The sequence below is a fragment of the Ramlibacter sp. PS3R-8 genome (assembly GCF_037572435.1).
Taxonomy (GTDB): domain Bacteria; phylum Pseudomonadota; class Gammaproteobacteria; order Burkholderiales; family Burkholderiaceae_C; genus Ramlibacter.
Genome location: NZ_JBBHGT010000001.1, coordinates 647045 through 668483, shown reverse-complemented (window position 1 = coordinate 668483; position 21439 = coordinate 647045). Strand labels below are relative to the sequence as shown.

The window sequence follows — 21439 nt, the reverse complement described above, 5'->3', positions numbered from 1 at the left end:
CCTTAGTGCTTCACGTCGAAGGTGATCTCGGTGAAGGATGGTGTGTCATCCGCCTCGTCGTCGTCGGCCGCGTCCGCCAAGGCCGCGCCCACGGCGCTGTTCTGCAAGCGCCATTGCAGGTTGGTCGGCGAGTCGGCGTAGGCCATGCCTTCCTTCTTGTCGACCACGCCGTCGATGATGAGCCGGGCGATGTCCTGCTCGAAGGTTTGCGAGCCCTCGGCCATGGAGTTCTCCATGGCTTCCTTGACGCCGGAGAAGTCGCCCTTTTCGATCAGCTCGGAGATCAGCTTGGTGTTGAGCATCACCTCCACCGCCGGCGCGCGGCCGCCGGTCACGGTGCGCAACAAGCGTTGCGACACCACGGCCTTCAGGGCGGCGGCCAGGTCGCCCAGCATGGTGGGGCGCACTTCGACCGGATAGAACGACAGCACGCGGTTCAGCGCCTGGTAGCTGTTGTTGGCGTGCATGGTGGCCAGGCACAGGTGGCCGGACTGCGCATACGCGATCGCCGCGGACATCGTCTCGCGATCGCGGATCTCGCCGATCAGGATGACGTCGGGCGCCTGCCGCAGCGCGTTCTTCAGCGCGGTCTGCAGCGACTGCGTGTCGCTGCCCACCTCGCGCTGGTTCACCACGCACTTCTTGTTCTTGAAGATGAACTCCACCGGGTCCTCGATGGTGAGGATGTGGCCCGTCATGGTTTCGTTGCGGTGGTCCATCATCGCGGCGAGCGTGGTGCTCTTGCCGGCGCCGGTGGAGCCGACCATCAGCAGCAGGCCGCGCTTGTCGAGGATCAGGTCGGCCAGGATCATGGGCACCTGCAGCGTGGCCAGGGCGGGAATGTCGGTGGCGATGTAGCGGACCACCGCCGCGATGCTGCCGCGCTGGCGCATGGCCGAGAAGCGGAAGTTGCCGGCGCCTTCGACGGCGTGGGCCATGTTCAGCTCGCCGGTGGTGTCCAGTTCCTCCATGCGATGCGCCGGCAGCACCTCGGCCAGCAGCGCGCGGGTGGCGTCCGCCGGCAGCAGCTGGTTGTTGATCGGCAGCGTCTGGCCGTTGATCTTGATCATCGCCGGCGCATGCGCCGAGAGGTAGACGTCGGAAGCCTTCTTCTCGGCCATCAACCGCAGGATCCGCTCCATCGTGCCCATCATGTCGTCCGTCCTTCCAGTGTCAGTCGCGCAGCAGGTCGTTCAGGCTGGTGGTGGACCGCGTCTTGGCGTCCACTTTCTTGACGATGATCGCCGCGTACAGGTTGTAGCGGCCGCCGTCCTTGGGCAGGCTGCCCGAGATGACCACCGAGCCCGCGGGCACGCGCCCGTACAGCGTCTCGCCGGTGGCACGGTCGTAGATCGGGGTGCTCTGGCCGATGTAGACACCCATGGAGATGACGGAGTTCTCCTCCACGATCACGCCTTCCACCACCTCGGAGCGGGCGCCGATGAAGCAGTTGTCCTCGATGATGGTCGGGTTGGCCTGCAGCGGCTCCAGCACGCCGCCCAGGCCGACGCCGCCGGACAGGTGCACGTTCTTGCCCACCTGTGCGCAGGAACCCACCGTGGCCCAGGTGTCCACCATGGTGCCTTCGTCGACGTAGGCGCCGATGTTCACGTAACTGGGCATCAGGATCGCGCCCTTGGCGACGAAGCTGCCGCGGCGCGCCACGGCGGGCGGCACCACGCGCACGCCGGTGGCCGCCATCTCCTCGGGCGACAGGTGCGAGAACTTGGTCTGCACCTTGTCGTAGAAGGCCAGGTCGCCGGCCTTCATCATCACGTTGTCGTTCAGGCGGAAGGACAGCAGCACGGCCTTCTTCACCCACTGGTGCACCGTCCACTTGCCGACCGCCTCGCGCGTGGCCACGCGCAGCTTGCCGGTATTCAGCTGGTCGATCACGTGCTCCACGGCGTCGCGCACATCCTTGGGGGCGGACTGGGCCGAGAGGCCGGCGCGGTTGTCCCACGCGCTGTCGATGGTTTGCTGGAGCTGTTGGGTCATGAAGATCAGGATCTGTTTTGGACGAATTGCACGATGCGCTGCGCGGCTTCCAGGCACTCCGCGGTGTCGGCAACCAGCGCCATCCGGACGCGGCCGGTGCCGGGGTTGCCGCCCCCCGCCTCGCGGGCCAGGTAGCTGCCCGGCAGTACGGTCACATTGTATTGAGCCCGCAGGTCGCGGGCGAACGTGGTGTCGCTTCCGCGCACGCCGGCCCACAGGTAGAAGCCGGCGTCGGGCAGGCGGATGTCCAGCACCCCTTCCAGCAAGGGCGTGACCTCGGCGAACTTGCGGCGGTACAGGTTGCGGTTCTCCACCACGTGGCCTTCGTCGTTCCACGCCGCCGTGCTGGCCGCCTGCACCACGGGATTCATCGCGCTGCCGTGGTAAGTGCGATACAGCAGGAATTGCTTGATCAACGCGGCGTCGCCGGCGACGAAGCCGCTGCGCATGCCGGGCACGTTGCTGCGCTTGGACAGGCTGGTGAAGGCCACGAGGCCGGGGAAACCCGCTCGACCCAGCTTCGCGGCCGCTTCGAGGCCGCCCAGCGGCGGCTCGTCGCGGAAATAGATCTCGCTGTAGCACTCGTCCGAGGCGATCACGAAGCCATGCCGGTCCTGCAACGCGAACAGCTTGCGCCATTCCTCCAGCGGCATGACCGCGCCCGTGGGGTTGCCGGGCGAGCACACGTACACCAGCTGCGTCTTCGCCCAGGTCGACTCGGGAACGCCGTCCCAGTCCACCGCGAAGTTGCGCGCCGGATCGGTCGCGGCGAAGTACGCATCGGCGCCCGCCAGCAGGGCCGCGCCTTCGTAGATCTGGTAGAACGGATTGGGACACACCACCACCGCCGGCCGGGTCGGGTCGATCACGGTCTGCGCGAACGCGAACAGGGCTTCGCGCGAGCCGTTCACCGGCAGCACCTGCGTCGCCGCATCGACGGCCAACCCGTAGCGCCGTTGCATCCAGGCGGCACAAGCCGCGCGCAGCTCCGGGCTGCCGAGGGTCTGCGGATAGCCCGCCAGGTCGCTGCCGGGAGTGTCCATGGCCGCCGCCAGCGCATGCTTGATGAAGGCGGGTGTCGGGTGGCGGGGCTCGCCGATGCCCAGGCTGATGGGACGGTATGCGGGATTCGGCGTGATGCCGGCGAACAGTTGCTTCAGGCGCTCGAAGGGATAGGGCTGCAGGCGTGACAGCAGGGGATTCATCCCCGGATTATCCCCGCGCGCATTGACGCAGCCGCCGGGGCGGGATTCAATGGGCGAATGACGACCTGGCGCCTGTCCGACCTGCGCTTCCTCCTGGGGCTGCTGCTGCCGGCGCTGACGCTGTGGTCGGTGCTGGACGATCCGGCGCATGCGGCGGTCGGCGCCGCCGTGATCTGGGGTGTGATCGCGCTCGGCGAGGCAACGGTGCCGTGGTTCCGCCGCTCACCGCCCAGCGCGGGGCCGCAGCCGGCCCTGGCCTGGATCCTGCGCGCGTTCGTGCCGCTGGAGATCCTGTTGCTGGTTGCCGGCGGCGCCGCCGCGGCGCACGCCGACCTGCCGACGATCCTGGGGCTGGCGTTCGCCGTCGGCTTCGTGGCCGGCGCCCAGGGCATCACCTTCGCCCACGAGCTGGGGCACAGCCGGCACCGCGGTGACCGCGCGCTCGGGTGGGTGCTGATGGGGTGCGTGATGTATGGGCACTTCATGGTGGAACACTACCGGGGCCACCACGTTCGCGCTGCCACGCACGATGATCCCGCTTCGGCACGGCCGGGGGAAAGCTTGTGGCGCTTCCTGCCACGCACGTTGGCGGGAAGCTGGATGCACGCATGGAAGCTGGAGTCGGAGTTCCTGCACCTGCGGCGCAAGAGCTGGATGCGCAGCCCGCTGCTCTGGTGCACCGTGGCCAACGTCGCGGTGCTGACCGGACTGGCCGCCGCAGGCTGGTGGGGCGTGCTGCTGTTCTGGGTGCTGCAGTCCGCGTTTGCGATCTGGCTGCTGGAGACGGTGAACTACATCGAGCACTACGGGCTGCAGCGCGGCACCGATGCGGACGGCCGGCCCGAGCCTTTCGGCACCCAGCACGCGTGGAATGCCGACACCTTGCTGTCGAACAGCGTGCTCGCCAACTTGCAACGTCACTCCGACCATCACGTGCATGCGTGGAAACCGTATCCGGAGCTGCAGGCCCTGCCGGGGCCGCAGTTGCCGACCGGGTATGCCGGCTGCATCCTGCTGGCCGCCCTACCGCCCGTCTGGTTCGGGCTGATGCACCGGCGCCGGCCGGCCCCTGCGGGCGGCTGAGCCCTTGAAGGCCGGCGGCGGCTGGCTATGCTTCGCGCACCACCCACGCCAAGGAGACCGGGATGCTGTCGCAAGCCAAAGTCACCACCATGCTGCCCGTCGTGGACATGGAACGGGCCCGCACCTTCTACGAAGGGAAACTCGGTTTCCGCCCGGACGGCGGACCGCGCGTGGACGGCCGCTACGAATACCAGTGCGACGGCGCGACCATCGCGCTGATCCCGCGCGTGGGGGGTACCAAGGCCGAGCACACCGCCCTCAGCTTCGAAGTGCGGGACATTTCGCAACGAATCCGCGCCCTCGAAAAGGCTGGCGTGGTGTTCGAGGACTATGACCTGCCGGGCCTGAAGACGGTGGACCACGTGTGCGTGCTGGGCGCGGAGAAGGCCGCCTGGTTCCGGGACACCGAAGGCAATTTCCTGTGCCTGCATGAGGTCGGTTGACCTGCGGCAGATGCCGGGGTGCCTGTCGGCAACCCGGCCTACGGCCCATTCGGCAGGCCGGGTTGCCGAAGGCACCCCGGCATGCCGGTCACGGCTGCCAGCGATCGCCCGGCAACTCCGTGCGAGCTCAGCGGGCGCGGGCGGCCGCCCTGGCGAGGCGCATTTTCGTGTCCGCGCCCTGGAAAAACTGGTCGATCGAGATCAGCGCGGCAATGCACAGCGCCACCGCGGCGACCAGCGAGGGCAGGTCCAGGGCGTTGACCACGCCAAGGCCGGAGGGCGGCGTGACGCGGTTGGCCGACGTGCAGACGAATTCGGCGGCATTCATCCCGGTGTAGTGCATGGAACAGACCGCCACACCCATCAGCAGCGCGGCGCAGATCCGCGGCCCCAGGGTGCGGGTGTTGAAGGCCAGCCACAAGGCCGCCGTGGCCGCGACGACCGCAATGCATGCGGAGAGTCCGATCACCAGGAAATTCCATCGGATGAAGCCGGCGAAGCGCATGCCGAACATGCCCAGGTAGTGCATCACCACCACGCCCATGCCGAGCATGAAACCGGCTCCCAGCAGCGTGGGGAAGTGGTCGGGGCGCTTGGCGACCAGCAAGAGCGCGAGTGCGGTCGCCAGGATCGCGGCAACCAGGGAGACGATGGTCTCCAGCATCGAATAGCCGGTGGCCACGTCCAGCTTCAATGCCACCATGCCGATGAAGTGCATGGACCACACGCCGATGCCCCCGAGGGCGAGGCCGGCGGAGAGGGTGTTGATCAGGCTGATCCGGCCGTTTCCCTGGCGCATGCGGTTGGCTGCGGTCAGCGCCACGAAGGAGCCGAGGACGAGATCGCGAAGGAAAAGAAAACGTAGGAGAGCTGGTAGTTGGTGGTGACGACCGGGTTCATTCAAGCCTTTCGATGACTCGTGTTTCTAACAACTCGTTACGGTCAACGCTCTTTTGCTTAAGCAGTTTTCCTATGTTCTGTGAGTTTGTAGCACTACAAACGTCTGATTTGAGCGTCAAACGGCTCAGGCGCAGCCCGGCAGAGTCCAAAAGCCCACCGGTTATGATTTCCCCGCAACGACGCCGGCTCCGAGGCCGGCGTTCTCATTCGAATCAGTGCAAGGGCGAGGGGCGTGCGTCTCACATCGATCAAGCTTTCCGGGTTCAAGTCCTTCGCCGACCCCACCAACTTCCTGCTGCCCGGGCAACTGGTCGGCGTCGTGGGTCCCAACGGGTGCGGCAAGTCGAACATCATGGACGCCGTGCGCTGGGTGCTCGGCGAGTCCAAGGCCAGCGAGCTGCGCGGCGAGTCGATGCAGGACGTGATCTTCAACGGCACGACGACGCGCAAGCCCGCGTCGCGCTCGTCCGTCGAACTGATCTTCGACAACGCCGACCATCGTGCCGGCGGCCAATGGGCGCAGTTCGCCGAGATCGCGGTCAAGCGCGTGCTGACGCGTGACGGCACGTCCAGCTATTACATCAACAACCAGCCGGTGCGCCGCCGGGACGTGCAGGACGTGTTCCTCGGCACTGGCCTCGGGCCGCGTGCCTACGCGATCATCGGCCAGGGCACCATCAGCCGGATCATCGAGTCCAAGCCCGAGGAACTGCGCCTGTTCCTCGAGGAGGCCGCGGGCGTCTCCAAGTACAAGGAGCGCCGGCGCGAGACCGAGAACCGCCTGCACGACACGCGCGAGAACCTCACGCGCGTCGAGGACATCCTGCGCGAGCTGAACGCCAACCTGGAAAAGCTGGAGAAGCAGGCCGAGGTGGCGGCACGGTACAACGCGCTGCAGGCCGACGTGACGTTGAAGCAGCAGCAGCTGTGGTTCCTCAAGCGCACCGAGAGCGAAAACGACCAAGGGCGCATCAAGGCGGACGCCGACAAGGCCGTCAACGACCTGGAAGGCCGCGTCGCCGACCTGCGCCGCATCGAAAGCGAGCTGGAAACGATCCGCCAGGCGCATTACGCGGCGGGCGACCAGGTGAACCAGTCGCAAGGCCTGCTGTACGAGGCGAGCGCCGAAGTCGGCCGGCTGGAAGCCGAGATCCGCTTCGTGGTGGAAGGCCGCCAGCGGGTGGAGCAGCGGCTTGCGCAACTCAAGGAACAGACCGCGCAATGGGCGTCGCGCCGGCAGGACGCCGAGGCGGAGACCGAAAACCTGGCCGCCCAGACGCTGGACGCCGAGGAGCGCGCCATCACGCTGGCCGCGCAGGTCGAGGACCAGGGCCTGCAGCTGCCCGACCTCGAGGAGACGCTGCGGCAGGCGCAGTCCCGCTCCTCCGAGCAGCGCGGCGCCGTCGCCCAGGTGCAGCAACAGATCCAGGTGCTGGCCGCCGACCAGCGCAACATCGAGGAGCAGTCGCGCCAGTTGACCCAGCGCCGCGAGCGGCTGCTGGTCGACCGCAATGCCCTGTCCGCGCCCGACGAAGTGCGGCTGGCCAACCTGCGTTCGCAACTGGCGGCCGCGCAGGAAGCCGCCGAGACGGCCGACGCCCGCCTGCACGAACTGCAGGAGCAAGTGCCGCAGCTCGATGACGACCGCCGCGCGAAGCAGCAGGACGTCAATGCGCAAAGCGGCAAGCAGGCGGATTTGTCGGCCCGCATGGAGGCCTTGAAGGCGCTGCAGGAGAAAGTGCGCACCGACGGCAAGCTGCAGCCCTGGCTGGCCAAGCATGGCCTGGGCGGCCTGCAAGGCCTGTGGAGCCGCATCCACGTCGAACAGGGTTGGGAGAGCGCACTGGAAGCCGCGCTGCGCGAGCGCCTCAATTCACTCGAGGTGTCGCGGCTGGACATGGTGCGGGCCTTCGGCAGCGACGCGCCGCCCGCCAAGCTGGCGTTCTACAGCCCGCCCGCCGCCGGTGCCCCGGAAGCCGCCGGTGCACTGCCGCGGCTGGCCGACCTGCTGCGGTTGAACGACGCTGGCCAGAAGGCGTTGCTGGCCGACTGGCTGCACGGCTGCTACACGGCGCCCACGCTCGAAGAAGCGCTGGCTGCGCGCGACAAGCTCAAGCCTGGCGAGGCGATCTTCGTCAAGTCGGGCCATGCCGTGACCGCGCACAGCGTGAGCTTCTACGCGCAGGACTCCGAACAGGCCGGCCTGCTGGCGCGCCAGCAGGAGATCGAAAACCTGGAAAAGCAGCTGCGTGCCCAGGGCCTGATTTCGGAAGAGGCGCGAGGCGCACTGGTGCGCGCCGAGGCGGCCTACACCGACGCTTCGCAGCGCCTGACGACGGCGCGGCGCGAAGGCGCGGAGACGCAAAGCCGCGCCCACGAGCTGCAGGTCGAGACCTTGCGGCTGACGCAGCTGGCCGAGCAGACCCGCGCGCGCAGCGAGCAGATCGCCGGCGACATGGCTGAAGTCGACGCCCTGCTGGAGGATCTGCAGGAGCGCCGCGTCGCCGCCGAGGGCCGCTTCGAGGAGCTGGACATGCAGCTGGCGGACAGCCAGGAGCGGCATGCGCAGCTGGACGAGCGCGTCATCGAGACCGAGCGCAAGCTGGCAGAAGCGCGCGAGCAGCACCGCAGCCTGGAACGCCAGGCGCAGGAGGCGCAATTCGCGCAACGCGCCTTGCAGTCGCGGCGCGGTGAATTGCAGCGGGCCATCGAAACGGCGACGCAGCAGGCTGCTTCGATCGCCGACGAGGAGGAGCGCGCCCGTGCCGAACTGGTTCGCCTCACCGACGCGGCGGCGCAGGCCGGCCTGCAGTCCGCGTTGCAACTGAAGATGGAACGCGAGCAGGCGCTGGGCGCCAAGCGCAGCGAGTACGACGACCTCACCACGAAGCTGCGTGCCAGTGACGAGCGGCGGCTGCAGCTGGAGCGCGAGCTCGACCCGCTGCGCCAGCGGATCACCGAACTCCAGCTCAAGGAACAGGCCGCGCGCCTGGGCCTGGAGCAGTACACGCAACTCCTAGCGGACGCGCACGCGGATCTCGATGTCGTCGCCAAATCGATCGAGGCCGGCAATGTCCGCCTGGCCGGCCTGGCCGGCGAGATCGACCGGCTGCAGCGCGAGGTGGCCGCCCTGGGCGCCGTGAACCTGGCCGCGCTGGAAGAACTGAGCACCGCGCGCGAGCGCAAGTCGTTCCTCGACGCGCAGACCAAGGACCTGACCGAGGCGATGACGACGCTCGAAGATGCGATCAAGAAGATCGACGCGGAAACACGCGACCTCCTGGGCAGCACCTTCCAGACCGTCAACGAGCATTTCGGCCGCATGTTCCCCGAGCTGTTCGGTGGCGGCAATGCGCGGCTGGTGATGACGGGCGAGGAGATCCTGGACTCCGGCGTGCAGGTGATGGCGCAGCCGCCCGGCAAGAAGAACCAGACCATCCATCTGCTGTCCGGCGGCGAGAAGGCGCTCACGGCCATCGCGCTGGTGTTCGCCATCTTCCAGCTGAACCCCGCGCCCTTCTGCCTGCTGGACGAGGTGGACGCGCCGCTGGACGACGCCAACACCGAGCGCTACGCCAAGCTGGTGCGCAGCATGAGCAAGGAAACGCAGTTCCTGTTCATCAGCCACAACAAGATCGCGATGGAGATGGCCGAGCAGCTGATCGGCGTGACGATGCAGGAGCAGGGCGTCTCGCGCATCGTGGCGGTGGACATGGAGGCCGCGGTCTCGATGGCGGAAACATGATGTCCGCGCAGCGCGGTTCTCACCCTCTGCCGCTGGGACAGGGCCGGTGATGTCCGGCTTCACCATCGGCCTGGCCATCATCGGCGGGCTGGTCCTGGCCTTCATCGTGGCCTGGAACGCCTGGACGACGCGGCGCAATACGCCGCGGCAGCCGGACGTGGTGACCACCGTTCTGGCCACGGTGCCCATGGAGGATGAACGCACGGAGCCCGCGTTCAGCGACGACATGGCGCTGGCGCCGCCCCCGGTCGAGCGCAGGCCCGGGCTGGATGCCCTGATCGACGTGCTCGCGCCCATCGTGGTGGACCAGCCGGTGCCCGGCGAGATCGCGCTGGGGGCCTTGCCGCCAACGCGCCGCGCGGGCAGCAAGTCCTTCGCCATCGAGGGACGCAACCACGCCACCCAGGAGTGGGAGACGCCGCGGCCCGGCCAGCGCTACACCGCGTTCCAGGCCGGCGTGCAGCTTGCCAACCGCAATGGAGCGCTGAACGACATCGAGTTCTCCGAGTTCGTGATGAAGGCGCAGGCGTTTGCCGACACCGTCAACGGTTCCCCGGACTTTCCGGAGATGCGCGACGAGGTGGCGCGTGCGCGCGAACTCGACCAGTTCGCCGGCACGCACGACGCCCAGCTGGGCTTCACGCTGAGGGCGCGCAACGCCGCGTGGAGCCCGGGCTACGTGCAGCAGAACGCGGCGCGGCTGGGCTTCGTGGCCGGCGCCATCCCGGGCCGGATGGTGCTGCCCGCCAACGTGGCCGGCAGCCCGCCGATCCTGGGCCTGGCTTTCTCCACGCAGGCGGCGATGGCCGACGATCCCGCGCACTCGGCGATCCGCGAGTTGACGCTGAGCCTCGACGTGCCGCAGGTGCCGCGCACGGAACAGCCGTTCGTGCGCATGCGCGACGCTGCCATCGCCCTTGCCGCTTCCATGGACGGCCTGATCACCGACGACGACGGCCGCGTCATCCCGGTGGAGGCGCTCGACGCGATCGGCGCCGACCTCGAGAAGCTCTACGACACGCTCGACGCGCGGGATCTCTCGGCCGGCTCGGCCCAGGCGCGCCGGCTCTTTTCCTGATCGTCATGACGGTTCCCGCGCGCATCCAGGAACGCGCCGACGCCCTGCGCGAACTGCTGCACCACCACGCCCACCAGTACTACGTGCTCGACGCGCCGGAGCTTCCGGACGCCGAATACGACAAGCTGTTCTGCGAGCTGCAGGCGCTGGAAGAACAGCACCCCGAATTGCTGACCCCCGACTCGCCGACCCAACGCGTGGGCGGCCGGGTGCTGGAGGGTTTCGCCAAGGTGCGGCACCGGGTGCCCATGCTGTCCATCCGCACCGAGACCGACATCGAGCCCAGCGGCGCCCGCAACTTCGACGCGCGCGTGCGGCGCGAGCTCGGGTTGAAGGAAGGCGATGCGCCGGTCGAGTACGTCGCCGAGCTCAAGTTCGACGGCCTGGCGCTCAGCCTGCGCTATGAAGGCGGCGTGCTGGTGCAGGCCGCCACGCGCGGCGATGGCGAGGTCGGCGAGGAGGTCACGCAGAACATCCGCACGGTGGGACAAATCCCGCTGCGACTGCGTGATGCGCCCGCGGTGCTGGAGGTGCGCGGTGAGGTGTTCATGCGCCGTGACGACTTCGAACGCCTGAACGAACTGCAACGCGAGAAGATCGCCAAGGGCGCGAAGAACGAGAAGACTTTCGTCAATCCCCGCAATGCGGCCGCCGGCGCGGTGCGCCAGCTCGACCCCGGCATCGCGCGGCAGCGTCCCCTGAGTTTCTTCGCCTATGGCTGGGGCGAGATCGTGGATGGCCCCGCCTTCGAGACCCATCACGAGGTGCTGATGGCGTTGAAGGCCTGGGGTTTTCCGGTGGCCGAACGCATTGCCGTGGCGCGCGGGGCCGACGACCTGGTCGCGTACCACCAGGCGGTGGGCCGCGAGCGCGACGCCTTGCCCTACGACATCGATGGCGTCGTCTACAAGGTGAACAGCCTGGCGCTGCAAAAGCGGCTGGGCTTCGTCACGCGCGAGCCGCGCTGGGCTGTGGCACACAAGTATCCGGCGCAGGAACAGCTCACCACCGTCGAGTCCATCGACGTGTATGTCGGCCGAACCGGCAAGCTCACCCCGGTGGCCAGGTTGCAGCCGGTCTTCGTTGGCGGCGTCACGGTCACCAATGCCACCTTGCACAACGAAGACGAAGCGCGGCGCAAGGACGTGCGCGTCGGCGACACCGTGATCGTGCGGCGGGCGGGCGACGTGATTCCCGAAGTGGTTGCGGTCGTTCCCGACAAGCGCCCGCCCGGCTCGCAGGTGTTCACCATGCCGCGCATCTGTCCGGTCTGCGGCTCCGCAGCCGTGCGCGAGGAAGGCGAGGCGGATTACCGCTGCACGGGCGGCCTGTTCTGCAGCGCGCAGCGCAAGCACGCCATCCTGCATTTCGCGCAGCGCCGGGCCCTGGACATCGAGGGGCTGGGGGAAAAGCTGGTCGACCAGATGGTGGAGGCGGGCGTCATCCGCACGCTGCCGGATCTCTACCGCCTCGGCCTGGCGAACCTGGTGGCGCTGGAGCGGATGGGTGAAAAGTCCGCGCAGAACGTGCTGGCGGCACTGGGGAAATCCAAGCGGACCACCTTGCCGCGCTTCCTCTACGGCCTCGGCATCCGCCACGTGGGCGAATCCACTGCCCGCGACCTGGCGCGGCATTTCGGAAACCTGGACGCGATCATGGAGGCCAGCGTCGAGCGCTTGCTGGAGGTCCCGGACGTGGGCCCCATCGTGGCCGAGAGCGTGCACGCCTTTTTCCAGCAGCCGCACAACCGGGAGGTGATCGAGCAGCTGCGCGTGCCCAACGGTGTGCAGTGGGAGGAGGGCATGCCTGCGGTGCAGGCGCCCAAGCCCCTGGCCGGCAGGACGGTGGTGCTCACCGGCACCTTGCCGACCCTGTCGCGCGAGGAAGCCAAGGAAATGCTCGAGGCGGCCGGGGCGAAGGTGGCCGGATCGGTCAGCAAGAAGACCGACTACGTCGTCGCCGGCGCGGAGGCGGGCAGCAAGCTGGACAAGGCGCGGGAGCTGGGGGTGACAGTGCTGGACGAGGAAGGGTTGCGGGGATTGTTGGCGGGTTAACCGCGCACCTCCGGCCGCTTCCAGAGCCAGACCAGGATCAGCGCCATGCAGGTGATGATGGCCCACACGGCGGGCATCCACTGCGCGGGCGTGATGTACAGCATCATGCAGGTGCTGCCCGCCATCATCACGCTGGTGATCCACTTGGCGCGTCGCGGCACCAGGCCGGCCTCGTACCAGTCGCGCAGCAAGTGCCCGAAGCGCGGGTGGTTCAGCAGCCAGCTGTGAAGCCGCGGTGAGCTGCGCGAGGCGCACCAGGCGGCCACGACCAGGAAGGGAACGGTCGGCATGACGGGAAGGAACAACCCGATCACGCCCAGCACCACGAAGATGCCGGCCAGCGTCATCAGGAACCAGCGGGCGGGCGCGGAGAGGGTGCTTCCCAGGGCTTCGGTTTGCATGCCGCCAAGATAACAGCTACCCGGCCGGCGCGGCGCTATGCTTGAGCCAATGGCTGTACGACAAATTCTCAAAATGGGCGACGAGCGACTGCTACGCGTGGCTGAACCGGTGCGCGCGTTCGGCACGCCTGAGCTGCGCGCGCTGATCGCCGACATGGAAGACACCATGAAGGCGGCCCAGGGCGCCGGCCTGGCCGCGCCGCAGATCGGCGTGGACCTCCAGCTGGTGATCTTCGGCACGGACGAGACCAACGCCCGCTATCCGGATGCGCCGCCGGTGCCGCGCACCGTGCTGCTCAACCCCGTGATCACGCCGCTCGGCAGCGAGGAAGAAGAAGGCTGGGAAGGCTGCCTGTCGGTGCCGGGCCTGCGCGCCGTGGTGCCGCGCTGGCGCCGGATCCGCTACAGCGGCTTCGATCCGGACGGCAAGCGCATCGACCGCGAGGCGGAAGGCTTCCATGCGCGGGTGGTGCAGCACGAATGCGACCACCTTGTGGGCAAGTTGTATCCGATGCGCGTGCGGGACTTCACGAAGTTCGGCTTCACCGAAGTGCTTTTCCCGGGACTCGACGCGCAGCAGGACGACTGACGCGGTTGCGGGGCGCCAAAAGAAATGCCGTTCCCCCGCCGGATTGCTGTCACCATGGGCTTCCATGGCCCCCATGGGCGAGGAGCCGAGATCAATCCCTATATCTGGTGCGCCGTCGGCGCTTTCGTCGGCGGCATGGCCGGCCTGTTCATCGGCAGCAAGACCAGGACCACACGCATCGAGGAAGTGCTCGTGGGCGTGTTCGGCGCCTTCATCGGCGGTGAATTCGTGACCGCCATGCTGAACTCGGGCAAGGCGCAAGCCGAGTTCACCGGGCTCGGCCTGTTCAACGCCGTGGCCGGCGCGGTCGCCCTGGTGGTGCTGCTGACGTTCATGCGCCGCGCCGTCGGGCCGCTCAAGTCAGGCAAGAAGCCGCCGCACCGCGTCCGTTGAGCCGCCAGCCCGCCCCTGCTACGAGGCTATCGCCTCCAGCAGTTCCGTTTCGATCTGGAGCTGCCGCTTGTTCTGCTGCAGCTCCGGCCCGTCGATGAGGAAGATGTCCTCCACCCGTTCGCCGAGCGTCGTCACCTTGGCCAGCTGCAGGTTCAGCTTGTGGTTGGCGAGCACGCGCGCGATCGAATAGAGCAGGCCGACGCGGTCGCTGGCCGAGACCGAAAGCAGCCAGCGCTGCGCCTTCTCGTCCGGCCGCAAGTCCACCCGCGGCGGGATCGGAAAGCTCTTGACCCGGCGCGACACGCGACCACGGCTCGGCGGCGGCAACGGGCCCGCGGCGGCGATGGTGGCGGCCAGTTCCGACTCGGCCATCGAGCACAGCTCGCGGTAGTGGTCCGGCATCATGGCCGTCACCACCTGGAAGGTGTCCAGGGCGTAGCCATTGGTGGCGGTGTGGATCTTGGCATCGAGGATGCTGAAGCCGGCCTGGTCGAAAAAGCCGCAGATGCGCGCGAAGAGGTCCGGCTGGTCCGGCGTGTACACCACCAGTTGCAGGCCTTCGCCCACCGGCGACAGCCGCGCGCGCACGATCACCTTGGCGCTGCCGACGTGGCGTGACAGGTGCCGGGTGTGCCAGGCGATGTCGTTGGCATCGTGGCGCATGAAGTAACCGACGTCCAGGGTGTCCCACAACTTCTTGTGCGCCTCGAACGGCAGGGCGAACAGCTGCAGCTGCACCAGCGCCTCGCGCTTGCGCGCCTCGATGTCCGCATTGGGGTCGGGCGAGCCGCCGCCCAGCGCGCGCAGCGTATAGCGGTACAGGTCTTCCAGCAACTTGCCCTTCCAGGCGTTCCACACCTTCGGGCTGGTGCCGCGGATGTCGGCCACCGTCAGCAGGTACAGCGCGGTGAGGTATCGCTCGTTGCCCACCCGCGCCGCGAACGCCTGGATGACCTTGGGCTCGCCGAGGTCCTCCTTCTGCGCCACCCGGCTCATGGCGAGATGCTCGCGCACCAGGAACTCGATCAGCTTGCAGTCATCGTCGTCGATGGCGTGCTGGCGGCAGAAGCGCCGGACTTCGCGCGCGCCCAGGTCGGAGTGGTCGCCGCCGCGGCCCTTGGCGATGTCGTGGAACAGTGCGGCGGTGTACAGGATGAAGGGCTTGTCCCATCCCGCCGCGAGCTGCGAGCAGAACGGGTATTCGTGCGCGTGTTCGGCGATGAAGAAGCGTCGCACGTTGCGCAGCACCATCAGGATGTGCTGGTCTACCGTGTAGACGTGGAACAGGTCGTGCTGCATCTGGCCGACGATGCGGCGGAACACCCACAGGTAGCGTCCGAGGATGGAAGTCTGGTTCATCAGCCGCAGCGCGTGCGTGATGCCGCGCGGCTGCATCAGCATCGCGCGGAAGGTCTTGTGGTTTTCGGGATCGTTGCGAAAGTTTGCGTCCATCACCTTGCGGGCGTTGTACAGCGCGCGCAGCGTGCGCGCCGACAGGCCCTTGATGCCCGGCGTGGACTGGTACAGGAGGAAGGTTTCCAGGATCGCCTGCGGCTGCTTGATGTACAGGTCGTCGCTGGCGACCTCGATCATCCCGGCCTTCTCGAAGAAGCGTTCGTTGACCGGCCGGGCCTCGGACGACGCGGGATTCAGCCGCTCCTCGATGTTCAGCAGCAGGATCTGGTTCAACTGGGCCACCGCCTTGGCGGCCCAGTAGTAGCGCTTCATCAGCCGCTCGCTGGCGCGCGCCACGAGCCGGCCGTCGGTGCGCATGGTGGCGCTGTAGCCGAAGGATTCGGCCACCGCGTTCTGCAGGTCGAACACCAGCCGGTCTTCGCGGCGGCCGGCCACGACGTGCAAGCGGGCGCGGATCATCGACAGCAGCGCCTCGTTGCGCTTGATCTGGCGGGCTTCGAAGGCGGTGGCCAAGCCGTTGCGGGCCAGTTCGTCCCAGCTGCGGCCGAAGCCGGCCGCATTGGCCACCCACAGGATCACCTGCAGGTCGCGCAGGCCGCCGGGCGACTCCTTGCAGTTCGGCTCTAGCGCGTAGGGTGTGTTCTCGAACTTGTTGTGCCGCTGGCGCATCTCCAGCGTCTTGGCGACGAAGAAGGCGCGCGGCTCCATCTGCGCGCGAAAACGGGCCTGGAAGGAGGTGAAGAGCTTGCGCGAGCCGGTGACCAGGCGCGCCTCGAGCAGCGAGGTCTGCACCGTCACGTCGCTGGCGGCATGCGCCAGGCATTCTTCCAGCGTGCGGACACTGGAGCCGATTTCCAGCCCGGTGTCCCAGCAGCTGCCGATGAAGTTTTCCACCCGTTGCTGCAGGGATGTGTCGGCATCGCAGTGAATGCCGTCCGGCATCAGCAGCAGGACGTCGACGTCGGAATGGGGAAACAGCTCGCCACGCCCGAACCCGCCGACGGCCACGAGCGCGACGCCCGCCGGCAGGCCGGCGCGGACCCAGAGCTGCTTGAGCGTGTCGTCGGCGTGCTGGGCCAGCGCCTGCAGGAGGCTCTTGATGCTGCGGGTGGAGCCGCCTTCGGCCTGGAGCTCGGCCAGCAAGGCGGCCTTGCGCGCCTTGGAGGCGTCGCGGACCGCAGCGAGGTCCGTCATCCCTTCACGAAGGCCGGCGGCGGCGGGCTGCCGGCGGACAGGGTGAGGACCTCGTAGCCGGTCTCGGTGACCAGCACCGTGTGCTCCCACTGGGCCGACAGGGAATGGTCCTTGGTGACGATGGTCCAGCCGTCGCTGCCGAATTCCTTCACGTCGCGCCGGCCGGCGTTGATCATCGGCTCGATGGTGAACGTCATGCCGGGAACCAGTTCCTCCAGCGTGCCGGGCTTGCCGTAGTGCAGCACCTGCGGCTCTTCGTGGAAGTTGCGGCCGATGCCGTGGCCGCAGAATTCGCGCACCACGGTGAAGCCGTTGCTTTCGGCGAACTTCTGGATGGCCCAGCCGACGTCGCCGAGCCGGATGCCCGGCTTGACCTGCACGATGCCGTGCCACATGGCTTCGAAGGTGATCCCGACCAGCCGTTTCGCGGCGATGGACGACTCGCCCACCAGGAACATGCGGCTGGTGTCGCCATACCAGCCGTCCTTGATGACCGTGACGTCGACGTTGACGATGTCGCCCTTCTTCAGCGGCTTGTCGTTGGGAATGCCGTGGCAGACCACGTTGTTCACGGATGTGCACAGCGAGGCCGGGTAGGGCGGGTAGCCGGCCGGCTGGTAGCCCAGCGTGGCAGACAGCGTGCCCTGCTTCTTCATCACCTCGGCGGCGATGCGGTCGATCTCCCGGGTGGTGATGCCCGGCTTGATGAAGGGCGTCAGTTGGTCCAGCACCTCCGCCGCGAGGCGGCCCGCGGTGCGCATGCCCTGGACGCCTGCTTCGTCCTTGATCGTGATCGTCATGGGCGGGATTATCCCAGAGCGTGAAAGAACCCACAGGTAGAATCCCGAGTCCAGCTCGGCCCCAGTCAGCGGCCGGCGGGCCCCACCCCAGACAGGTTTCAGACAGTGTCCCTGCACATCACCGAGTTCGAGGGCGGCAAGGCCCTCAGCGACTTCCGGATCCAGCAACTCCTGCCGCGCCTGAAGGCGGTGCACCCCAAGATCGGCGGCCTCGCGGCACGGTACGTCCACCTCGTGGCGGCCGACCACGCCCCGGACGCCCGGGAAAGGGAACGGCTGGCCTCGTTGCTGACCTATGGGGAACCGCTCGACGACGCCGGCCAGGGCCCGCTGCTGATCGTCACTCCCCGTCTCGGCACGGTGTCGCCGTGGGCGTCCAAGGCCACCGACATCGCGCACAACTGCGGGTTGGCCATCCGCCGCATCGAGCGCGTGGTCGAGTACCGCGTGCAGATGGCATCGGGCTGGCTGTCGAAAGCCACGCTCGAGCAGGAACAGCTGGCGGCCATCGGCGGGTTGCTGCACGACCGCATGACGGAAAGCGTGGTGAGCCACCGCTCGGAGGCCGCGCGCCTGTTCTCCGAGCTCGAAGCCGCGCCCATGGAGCACGTGGACGTGCTCGGCGGCGGCCGGGCTGCGCTGGCAGACGCCAACCGCCGCTTCGGCCTGGCGCTGGCGGACGACGAGATGGACTACCTGGTCCAGGCGTTCACCGGCTTGCGGCGCAATCCCACCGACGTCGAGCTGATGATGTTCGCGCAGGCCAACAGCGAGCATTGCCGCCACAAGATCTTCAACGCCTCCTTCACCATCGACGGTGCGCCGCAGGACAAGAGCCTGTTCGGCATGATCCGCCACACGCACCAGGCGCATCCGGAGCACACCGTCATCGCCTATTCCGACAATGCGGCCGTGATGGAAGGGCATGCGATCGAACGCTTCATGCCCGGAGCCGGCGACGTGTACCGCAAGGAAGCGGCGACCCACCACGTGCTGATGAAGGTGGAGACGCACAACCACCCCACCGCGATCTCCCCGTTCCCCGGCGCGTCCACCGGCGCGGGCGGCGAGATCCGCGACGAAGGCGCCACCGGCCGCGGCTCCCGGCCCAAGGCAGGGCTGACCGGCTTCACGGTCTCCAGGCTCTGGGATGGCAAGTTCGGCAAGCCCGAACACATCGCCTCGCCGCTGCAGATCATGACCGAGGGACCCCTCGGCGGCGCCGCCTTCAACAACGAATTCGGCCGGCCCAACCTGCTGGGTTATTTCCGCGAATACGAGCAGGAAGTGGCGGGCGTGGCCCGCGGCTACCACAAGCCCATCATGATCGCGGGCGGCCTGGGCTCCATCGACGCCGGCCTGACGCAGAAGATTGCCTTTCCGCCGGGCACGCTGCTGGTGCAGCTGGGCGGGCCCGGCATGCGCATCGGCATGGGCGGCGGCGCGGCCTCGTCGATGGCGACCGGCACCAATGCGGCGGAACTGGACTTCGATTCGGTGCAGCGCGGCAATCCCGAGATCGAGCGGCGGGCGCAGGAAGTCATCAACCAGTGCTGGGCGCTGCGTGACCGCAATCCGATCCTGGCGATCCACGATGTCGGCGCCGGCGGCCTGTCGAATGCCTTCCCCGAGCTGACCAACGACGCCGGCCGCGGGGCGCGCTTCGACCTGCGCAAGGTGCCGCTGGAGGAGTCGGGCCTGGCGCCCCGGGAGATCTGGTCCAACGAGAGCCAGGAACGCTACGTCATGGCGATCGCGCCCGAGTCGCTGGAGCAGTTCCGCGGCTTCTGCGAGCGCGAGCGCTGCCCGTTCGCGGTGGTGGGCGTGGCGACGGCGGAGCGGCAACTGGTGGTCTCCGACGAAGGCGCCGACACGCCGGTCGACATGCCGCTCGACGTGCTGCTCGGCAAGCCGCCGAAGATGCATCGCGACGTGACGCGCGTGGCGCGTGCAACCACGGCGCTGGACCTCGGCGGCGTGTCGCTGCAGGACGCGGTGATCCAGGTGTTGTCGAACCCTACCGTCGCCTCCAAGCGCTTCCTGGTGACGATCGGGGACCGCACCGTCGGCGGCCTCACGCATCGCGACCAGATGGTGGGTCCGTGGCAGGTGCCGGTGGCCGATTGCGCCGTCACGCTGGCGGACTACCAGGGCTTCGCCGGCGAGGCCATGAGCATGGGCGAGCGCACGCCGCTGGCGTCCGTGAACGCGCCCGCCTCGGGCCGCATGGCGGTGGCCGAGGCCATCACCAACCTGCTGGCCGCGCCGATCGAATTGAAGCGCATCAAGCTGTCGGCCAACTGGATGGCCGCTTGCGGCGAACCGGGCGAGGATGCGGCGCTGTACGACACGGTGCGCGCCGTCGGCATGGAGCTGTGTCCGCAGTTGGGCGTCTCCATCCCGGTCGGCAAGGACAGCCTGTCCATGCGCACCCAGTGGAGCGACGGCGGCGCGACGACGAAGGTCACCTCGCCCGTGAGCCTGATCGTCACCGCCTTCGCGAGCCTGGCCGACGTGCGCGGCACCTTGACGCCGCAATTGCAGGCGACCGAAGACACCACGCTGGTGCTGGTGGACCTGGGGCGTGGACGCAATCGCATGGGCGGCAGCATCCTGGCGCAGGTGCTGGGGCAGCCGGGCGGCGAGGTGCCGGACCTCGACGAGCCGCAGGACCTGGTGCGGCTGGTAGAGGCCGTCAATGCATTGCGCCAGCAGGGCCGCATCCTGGCGTACCACGACCGCAGCGACGGCGGCCTGGTCGCGGCGGCCTGCGAGATGGCCTTCGCGGGGCATGTCGGCGTGGCGCTCAACATCGACCTGCTGGTGACCGAGGGCGACGGCATCAGCGACAGCCGTGCCGACCATGGCGACGCCAAGAACTGGGCGTCGCAGGTCAGTGCGCGGCGCGAGGAGCTGACGCTCAAGGCCCTGTTCAACGAGGAACTGGGCGTGCTGCTGCAGGTGCGCACCGCCGAACGCAACGAGGTGATGCAGGTGTTGCGCGCGCATGGCCTGTCCAGGCACAGCCACTTCGTCGGCAAGACGCGTCCAGCGGGGGACGCGATCGAGGTCGGCAAGGGCGAGGTGCAGGTCTGGCGCGACACCAAGGTGGTGTTCGGCGCGAAGTTGCGGGACCTGCAGCAGGTGTGGGACAGCGTGAGCTGGAAGATCTGCGCGCAGCGCGACAACCCGGATTGCGCGGATGGTGAGCATGCGGGGGTGGGGGATCCCGGCGACCCCGGCCTGCACGTCTACTTGCCGGGAGCGCCCCCACCCCAACCCTCCCCCGGAGGGGGAGGGAGCAAGTCCGATTCACTCCCTCCCCCCTTGGGGGAGGGTTGGGGTGGGGGCGCTCGCAGCGCCGCACTTTCTTTTGCGAAACCCCGTGTCGCCATCCTCCGCGAGCAAGGCGTCAACTCGCACGTCGAGATGGCCTATGCCTTCACCGAAGCCGGCTTCGAAGCGGTCGACGTGCACATGACCGACCTGCAGTCACGCCGGCACAGCCTGGCGGATTTCCAGGGCATCGTCGCGTGCGGCGGTTTCAGCTACGGTGACACGCTCGGCGCCGGCATCGGCTGGGCCCGCAGCGTCACCTTCAACCCGGTGCTCTCGCAGCAGTTCCAGGCTTTCTTCGCCCGGCAGGACACCTTCGGCCTCGGCGTGTGCAACGGCTGCCAGATGTTCGCCGAGCTGGCCGACATCATCCCCGGCGCGCAAGCCTGGCCGCGCTTCACCACCAACCGCAGCGAACGCTTCGAGGCGCGGCTGGCCATGGTGGAGGTGCTCGCGTCGCCCAGCCTGTTCTTCCAGGGCATGGCTGGCTCGCGCCTGCCCATCGCGGTGGCGCACGGCGAGGGCTACCCCGACTTCGCGCAGCGCGGCGATGCGTCCCGGGTGCTGGCGGCGATGCGCTTCGTGGACAACCATGGCCAGCCCACCGAGCGCTACCCTGCCAATCCGAACGGCGGCGCCAATGGCCTGACCGCGGTGACCACGCCCGATGGACGCTTCACGGCGTTGATGCCGCACCCCGAGCGCGTGTTCCGCAACATCCAGATGTCGTGGACCTCCGGCGATCCTTCGGCGCACAGCCCGTGGATGCAGATCTGGCACAACGCCAGGAAATGGGTGGGGTGA

General features: G+C 68.2%; 15 protein-coding genes. 8 read left to right on the top strand and 7 right to left on the bottom strand.

Annotation, left to right across the window (positions count from 1 at the left end):
• Positions 1–2 precede the first annotated feature (2 nt).
• From WG902_RS03115 to dapC, 3 genes are read right to left on the bottom strand one after another with little or no spacing between them, the layout of a single operon-like run.
• Complete coding sequence (locus tag WG902_RS03115; RefSeq protein ID WP_340059427.1) at positions 3–1151, bottom strand: PilT/PilU family type 4a pilus ATPase; 1149 nt, start codon at positions 1149–1151, stop codon at positions 3–5.
• Between the two features lie 22 nt (positions 1152–1173).
• Complete coding sequence (gene dapD / locus WG902_RS03110) at positions 1174–1998, bottom strand: 2,3,4,5-tetrahydropyridine-2,6-dicarboxylate N-succinyltransferase (RefSeq protein ID WP_340058448.1); 825 nt, start codon at positions 1996–1998, stop codon at positions 1174–1176.
• A gap of 5 nt (positions 1999–2003) precedes the next feature.
• A complete protein-coding gene (gene dapC / locus WG902_RS03105; RefSeq protein WP_340058447.1) occupies positions 2004–3203 on the bottom strand; it encodes a succinyldiaminopimelate transaminase in 1200 nt (399 codons plus the stop codon).
• A 57-nt stretch (positions 3204–3260) separates the two neighbouring features.
• Here dapC and WG902_RS03100 point away from each other — a divergent pair, with 57 nt between their 5' ends.
• Together WG902_RS03100 and WG902_RS03095 are read left to right on the top strand one after the other, a co-directional pair.
• A complete protein-coding gene (locus WG902_RS03100; RefSeq protein ID WP_340058446.1) occupies positions 3261–4286 on the top strand; it encodes an alkane 1-monooxygenase in 1026 nt (341 codons plus the stop codon).
• Positions 4287–4348: 62 nt separating this feature from the next.
• Entirely contained in the window at positions 4349–4729 is a 381-nt protein-coding gene (locus WG902_RS03095) for a VOC family protein (protein WP_340058445.1), read from the top strand.
• Between the two features lie 127 nt (positions 4730–4856).
• Here the strand turns inward: WG902_RS03095 and WG902_RS03090 are convergent, their stop codons facing one another.
• Positions 4857–5552, bottom strand: coding sequence for an MHYT domain-containing protein (locus WG902_RS03090; protein WP_340058444.1), 696 nt, complete (start codon positions 5550–5552; stop codon positions 4857–4859).
• Between the two features lie 309 nt (positions 5553–5861).
• On the opposite strand from WG902_RS03090, the gene smc reads away from it, so the two are divergent.
• Genes smc through ligA form a run of 3 tightly spaced genes read left to right on the top strand, consistent with a single transcriptional unit; the run spans position 5862 to position 12506 of the window.
• Positions 5862–9374 carry a chromosome segregation protein SMC gene (gene smc, locus WG902_RS03085; protein WP_340058443.1) on the top strand — a complete coding sequence of 1171 codons (3513 nt, stop codon included), beginning with the start codon at positions 5862–5864 and terminating at the stop codon, positions 9372–9374.
• A 49-nt stretch (positions 9375–9423) separates the two neighbouring features.
• The gene (locus WG902_RS03080) at positions 9424–10452 is read left to right on the top strand and encodes a cell division protein FtsZ (RefSeq protein ID WP_340058442.1); all 1029 of its coding nucleotides are present in this window, start codon (positions 9424–9426) and stop codon (positions 10450–10452) included.
• 5 nt (positions 10453–10457) lie between these two features.
• Positions 10458–12506 carry an NAD-dependent DNA ligase LigA gene (gene ligA, locus WG902_RS03075; RefSeq protein ID WP_340058441.1) on the top strand — a complete coding sequence of 683 codons (2049 nt, stop codon included), beginning with the start codon at positions 10458–10460 and terminating at the stop codon, positions 12504–12506.
• Here the strand turns inward: ligA and WG902_RS03070 are convergent.
• Positions 12503–12907 carry a YbaN family protein gene (locus WG902_RS03070; protein ID WP_340058439.1) on the bottom strand — a complete coding sequence of 135 codons (405 nt, stop codon included), beginning with the start codon at positions 12905–12907 and terminating at the stop codon, positions 12503–12505. The genes ligA and WG902_RS03070 overlap by 4 nt on opposite strands.
• A 49-nt stretch (positions 12908–12956) precedes the next feature.
• Here WG902_RS03070 and def point away from each other — a divergent pair, with 49 nt between their 5' ends.
• The gene (gene def, locus WG902_RS03065) at positions 12957–13496 is read left to right on the top strand and encodes a peptide deformylase (RefSeq protein ID WP_340058438.1); all 540 of its coding nucleotides are present in this window, start codon (positions 12957–12959) and stop codon (positions 13494–13496) included.
• 24 nt (positions 13497–13520) lie between these two features.
• Entirely contained in the window at positions 13521–13889 is a 369-nt protein-coding gene (locus WG902_RS03060) for a hypothetical protein (RefSeq protein ID WP_340058437.1), read from the top strand.
• Between the two features lie 18 nt (positions 13890–13907).
• On the opposite strand, the gene WG902_RS03055 is transcribed toward WG902_RS03060, so the two are convergent.
• Positions 13908–16499, bottom strand: coding sequence for a [protein-PII] uridylyltransferase (locus tag WG902_RS03055; protein WP_340058435.1), 2592 nt, complete (start codon positions 16497–16499; stop codon positions 13908–13910).
• Positions 16496–17299 carry a type I methionyl aminopeptidase gene (map, locus tag WG902_RS03050; protein WP_340058434.1) on the bottom strand — a complete coding sequence of 268 codons (804 nt, stop codon included), beginning with the start codon at positions 17297–17299 and terminating at the stop codon, positions 16496–16498. Before map ends, WG902_RS03055 begins: the two co-directional genes overlap by 4 nt.
• Before the next feature lie 105 nt (positions 17300–17404).
• On the opposite strand from map, the gene purL reads away from it, so the two are divergent.
• On the top strand, positions 17405–21439 hold the full coding sequence (purL, locus tag WG902_RS03045; protein ID WP_340058432.1) for a phosphoribosylformylglycinamidine synthase: 4035 nt from the start codon (positions 17405–17407) through the stop codon (positions 21437–21439).

What these genes read in the sequence shown, in the direction of transcription:
- WG902_RS03060 (WP_340058437.1), top strand. Translation starts at nt 13,521, where the DNA reads ATGCCGTTCCCCCGCCGGATTGCTGTCACCATGGGCTTCCATGGCCCC.
- dapD (WP_340058448.1), bottom strand. Translation starts at nt 1,998, where the DNA reads ATGACCCAACAGCTCCAGCAAACCATCGACAGCGCGTGGGACAACCGC.
- dapC (WP_340058447.1), bottom strand. Translation starts at nt 3,203, where the DNA reads ATGAATCCCCTGCTGTCACGCCTGCAGCCCTATCCCTTCGAGCGCCTG.
- map (WP_340058434.1), bottom strand. Translation starts at nt 17,299, where the DNA reads ATGACGATCACGATCAAGGACGAAGCAGGCGTCCAGGGCATGCGCACC.
- ligA (WP_340058441.1), top strand. Translation starts at nt 10,458, where the DNA reads ATGACGGTTCCCGCGCGCATCCAGGAACGCGCCGACGCCCTGCGCGAA.
- WG902_RS03070 (WP_340058439.1), bottom strand. Translation starts at nt 12,907, where the DNA reads ATGCAAACCGAAGCCCTGGGAAGCACCCTCTCCGCGCCCGCCCGCTGG.
- def (WP_340058438.1), top strand. Translation starts at nt 12,957, where the DNA reads ATGGCTGTACGACAAATTCTCAAAATGGGCGACGAGCGACTGCTACGC.
- WG902_RS03055 (WP_340058435.1), bottom strand. Translation starts at nt 16,499, where the DNA reads ATGACGGACCTCGCTGCGGTCCGCGACGCCTCCAAGGCGCGCAAGGCC.
- WG902_RS03100 (WP_340058446.1), top strand. Translation starts at nt 3,261, where the DNA reads ATGACGACCTGGCGCCTGTCCGACCTGCGCTTCCTCCTGGGGCTGCTG.
- WG902_RS03095 (WP_340058445.1), top strand. Translation starts at nt 4,349, where the DNA reads ATGCTGTCGCAAGCCAAAGTCACCACCATGCTGCCCGTCGTGGACATG.
- WG902_RS03080 (WP_340058442.1), top strand. Translation starts at nt 9,424, where the DNA reads ATGTCCGGCTTCACCATCGGCCTGGCCATCATCGGCGGGCTGGTCCTG.
- WG902_RS03115 (WP_340059427.1), bottom strand. Translation starts at nt 1,151, where the DNA reads ATGGGCACGATGGAGCGGATCCTGCGGTTGATGGCCGAGAAGAAGGCT.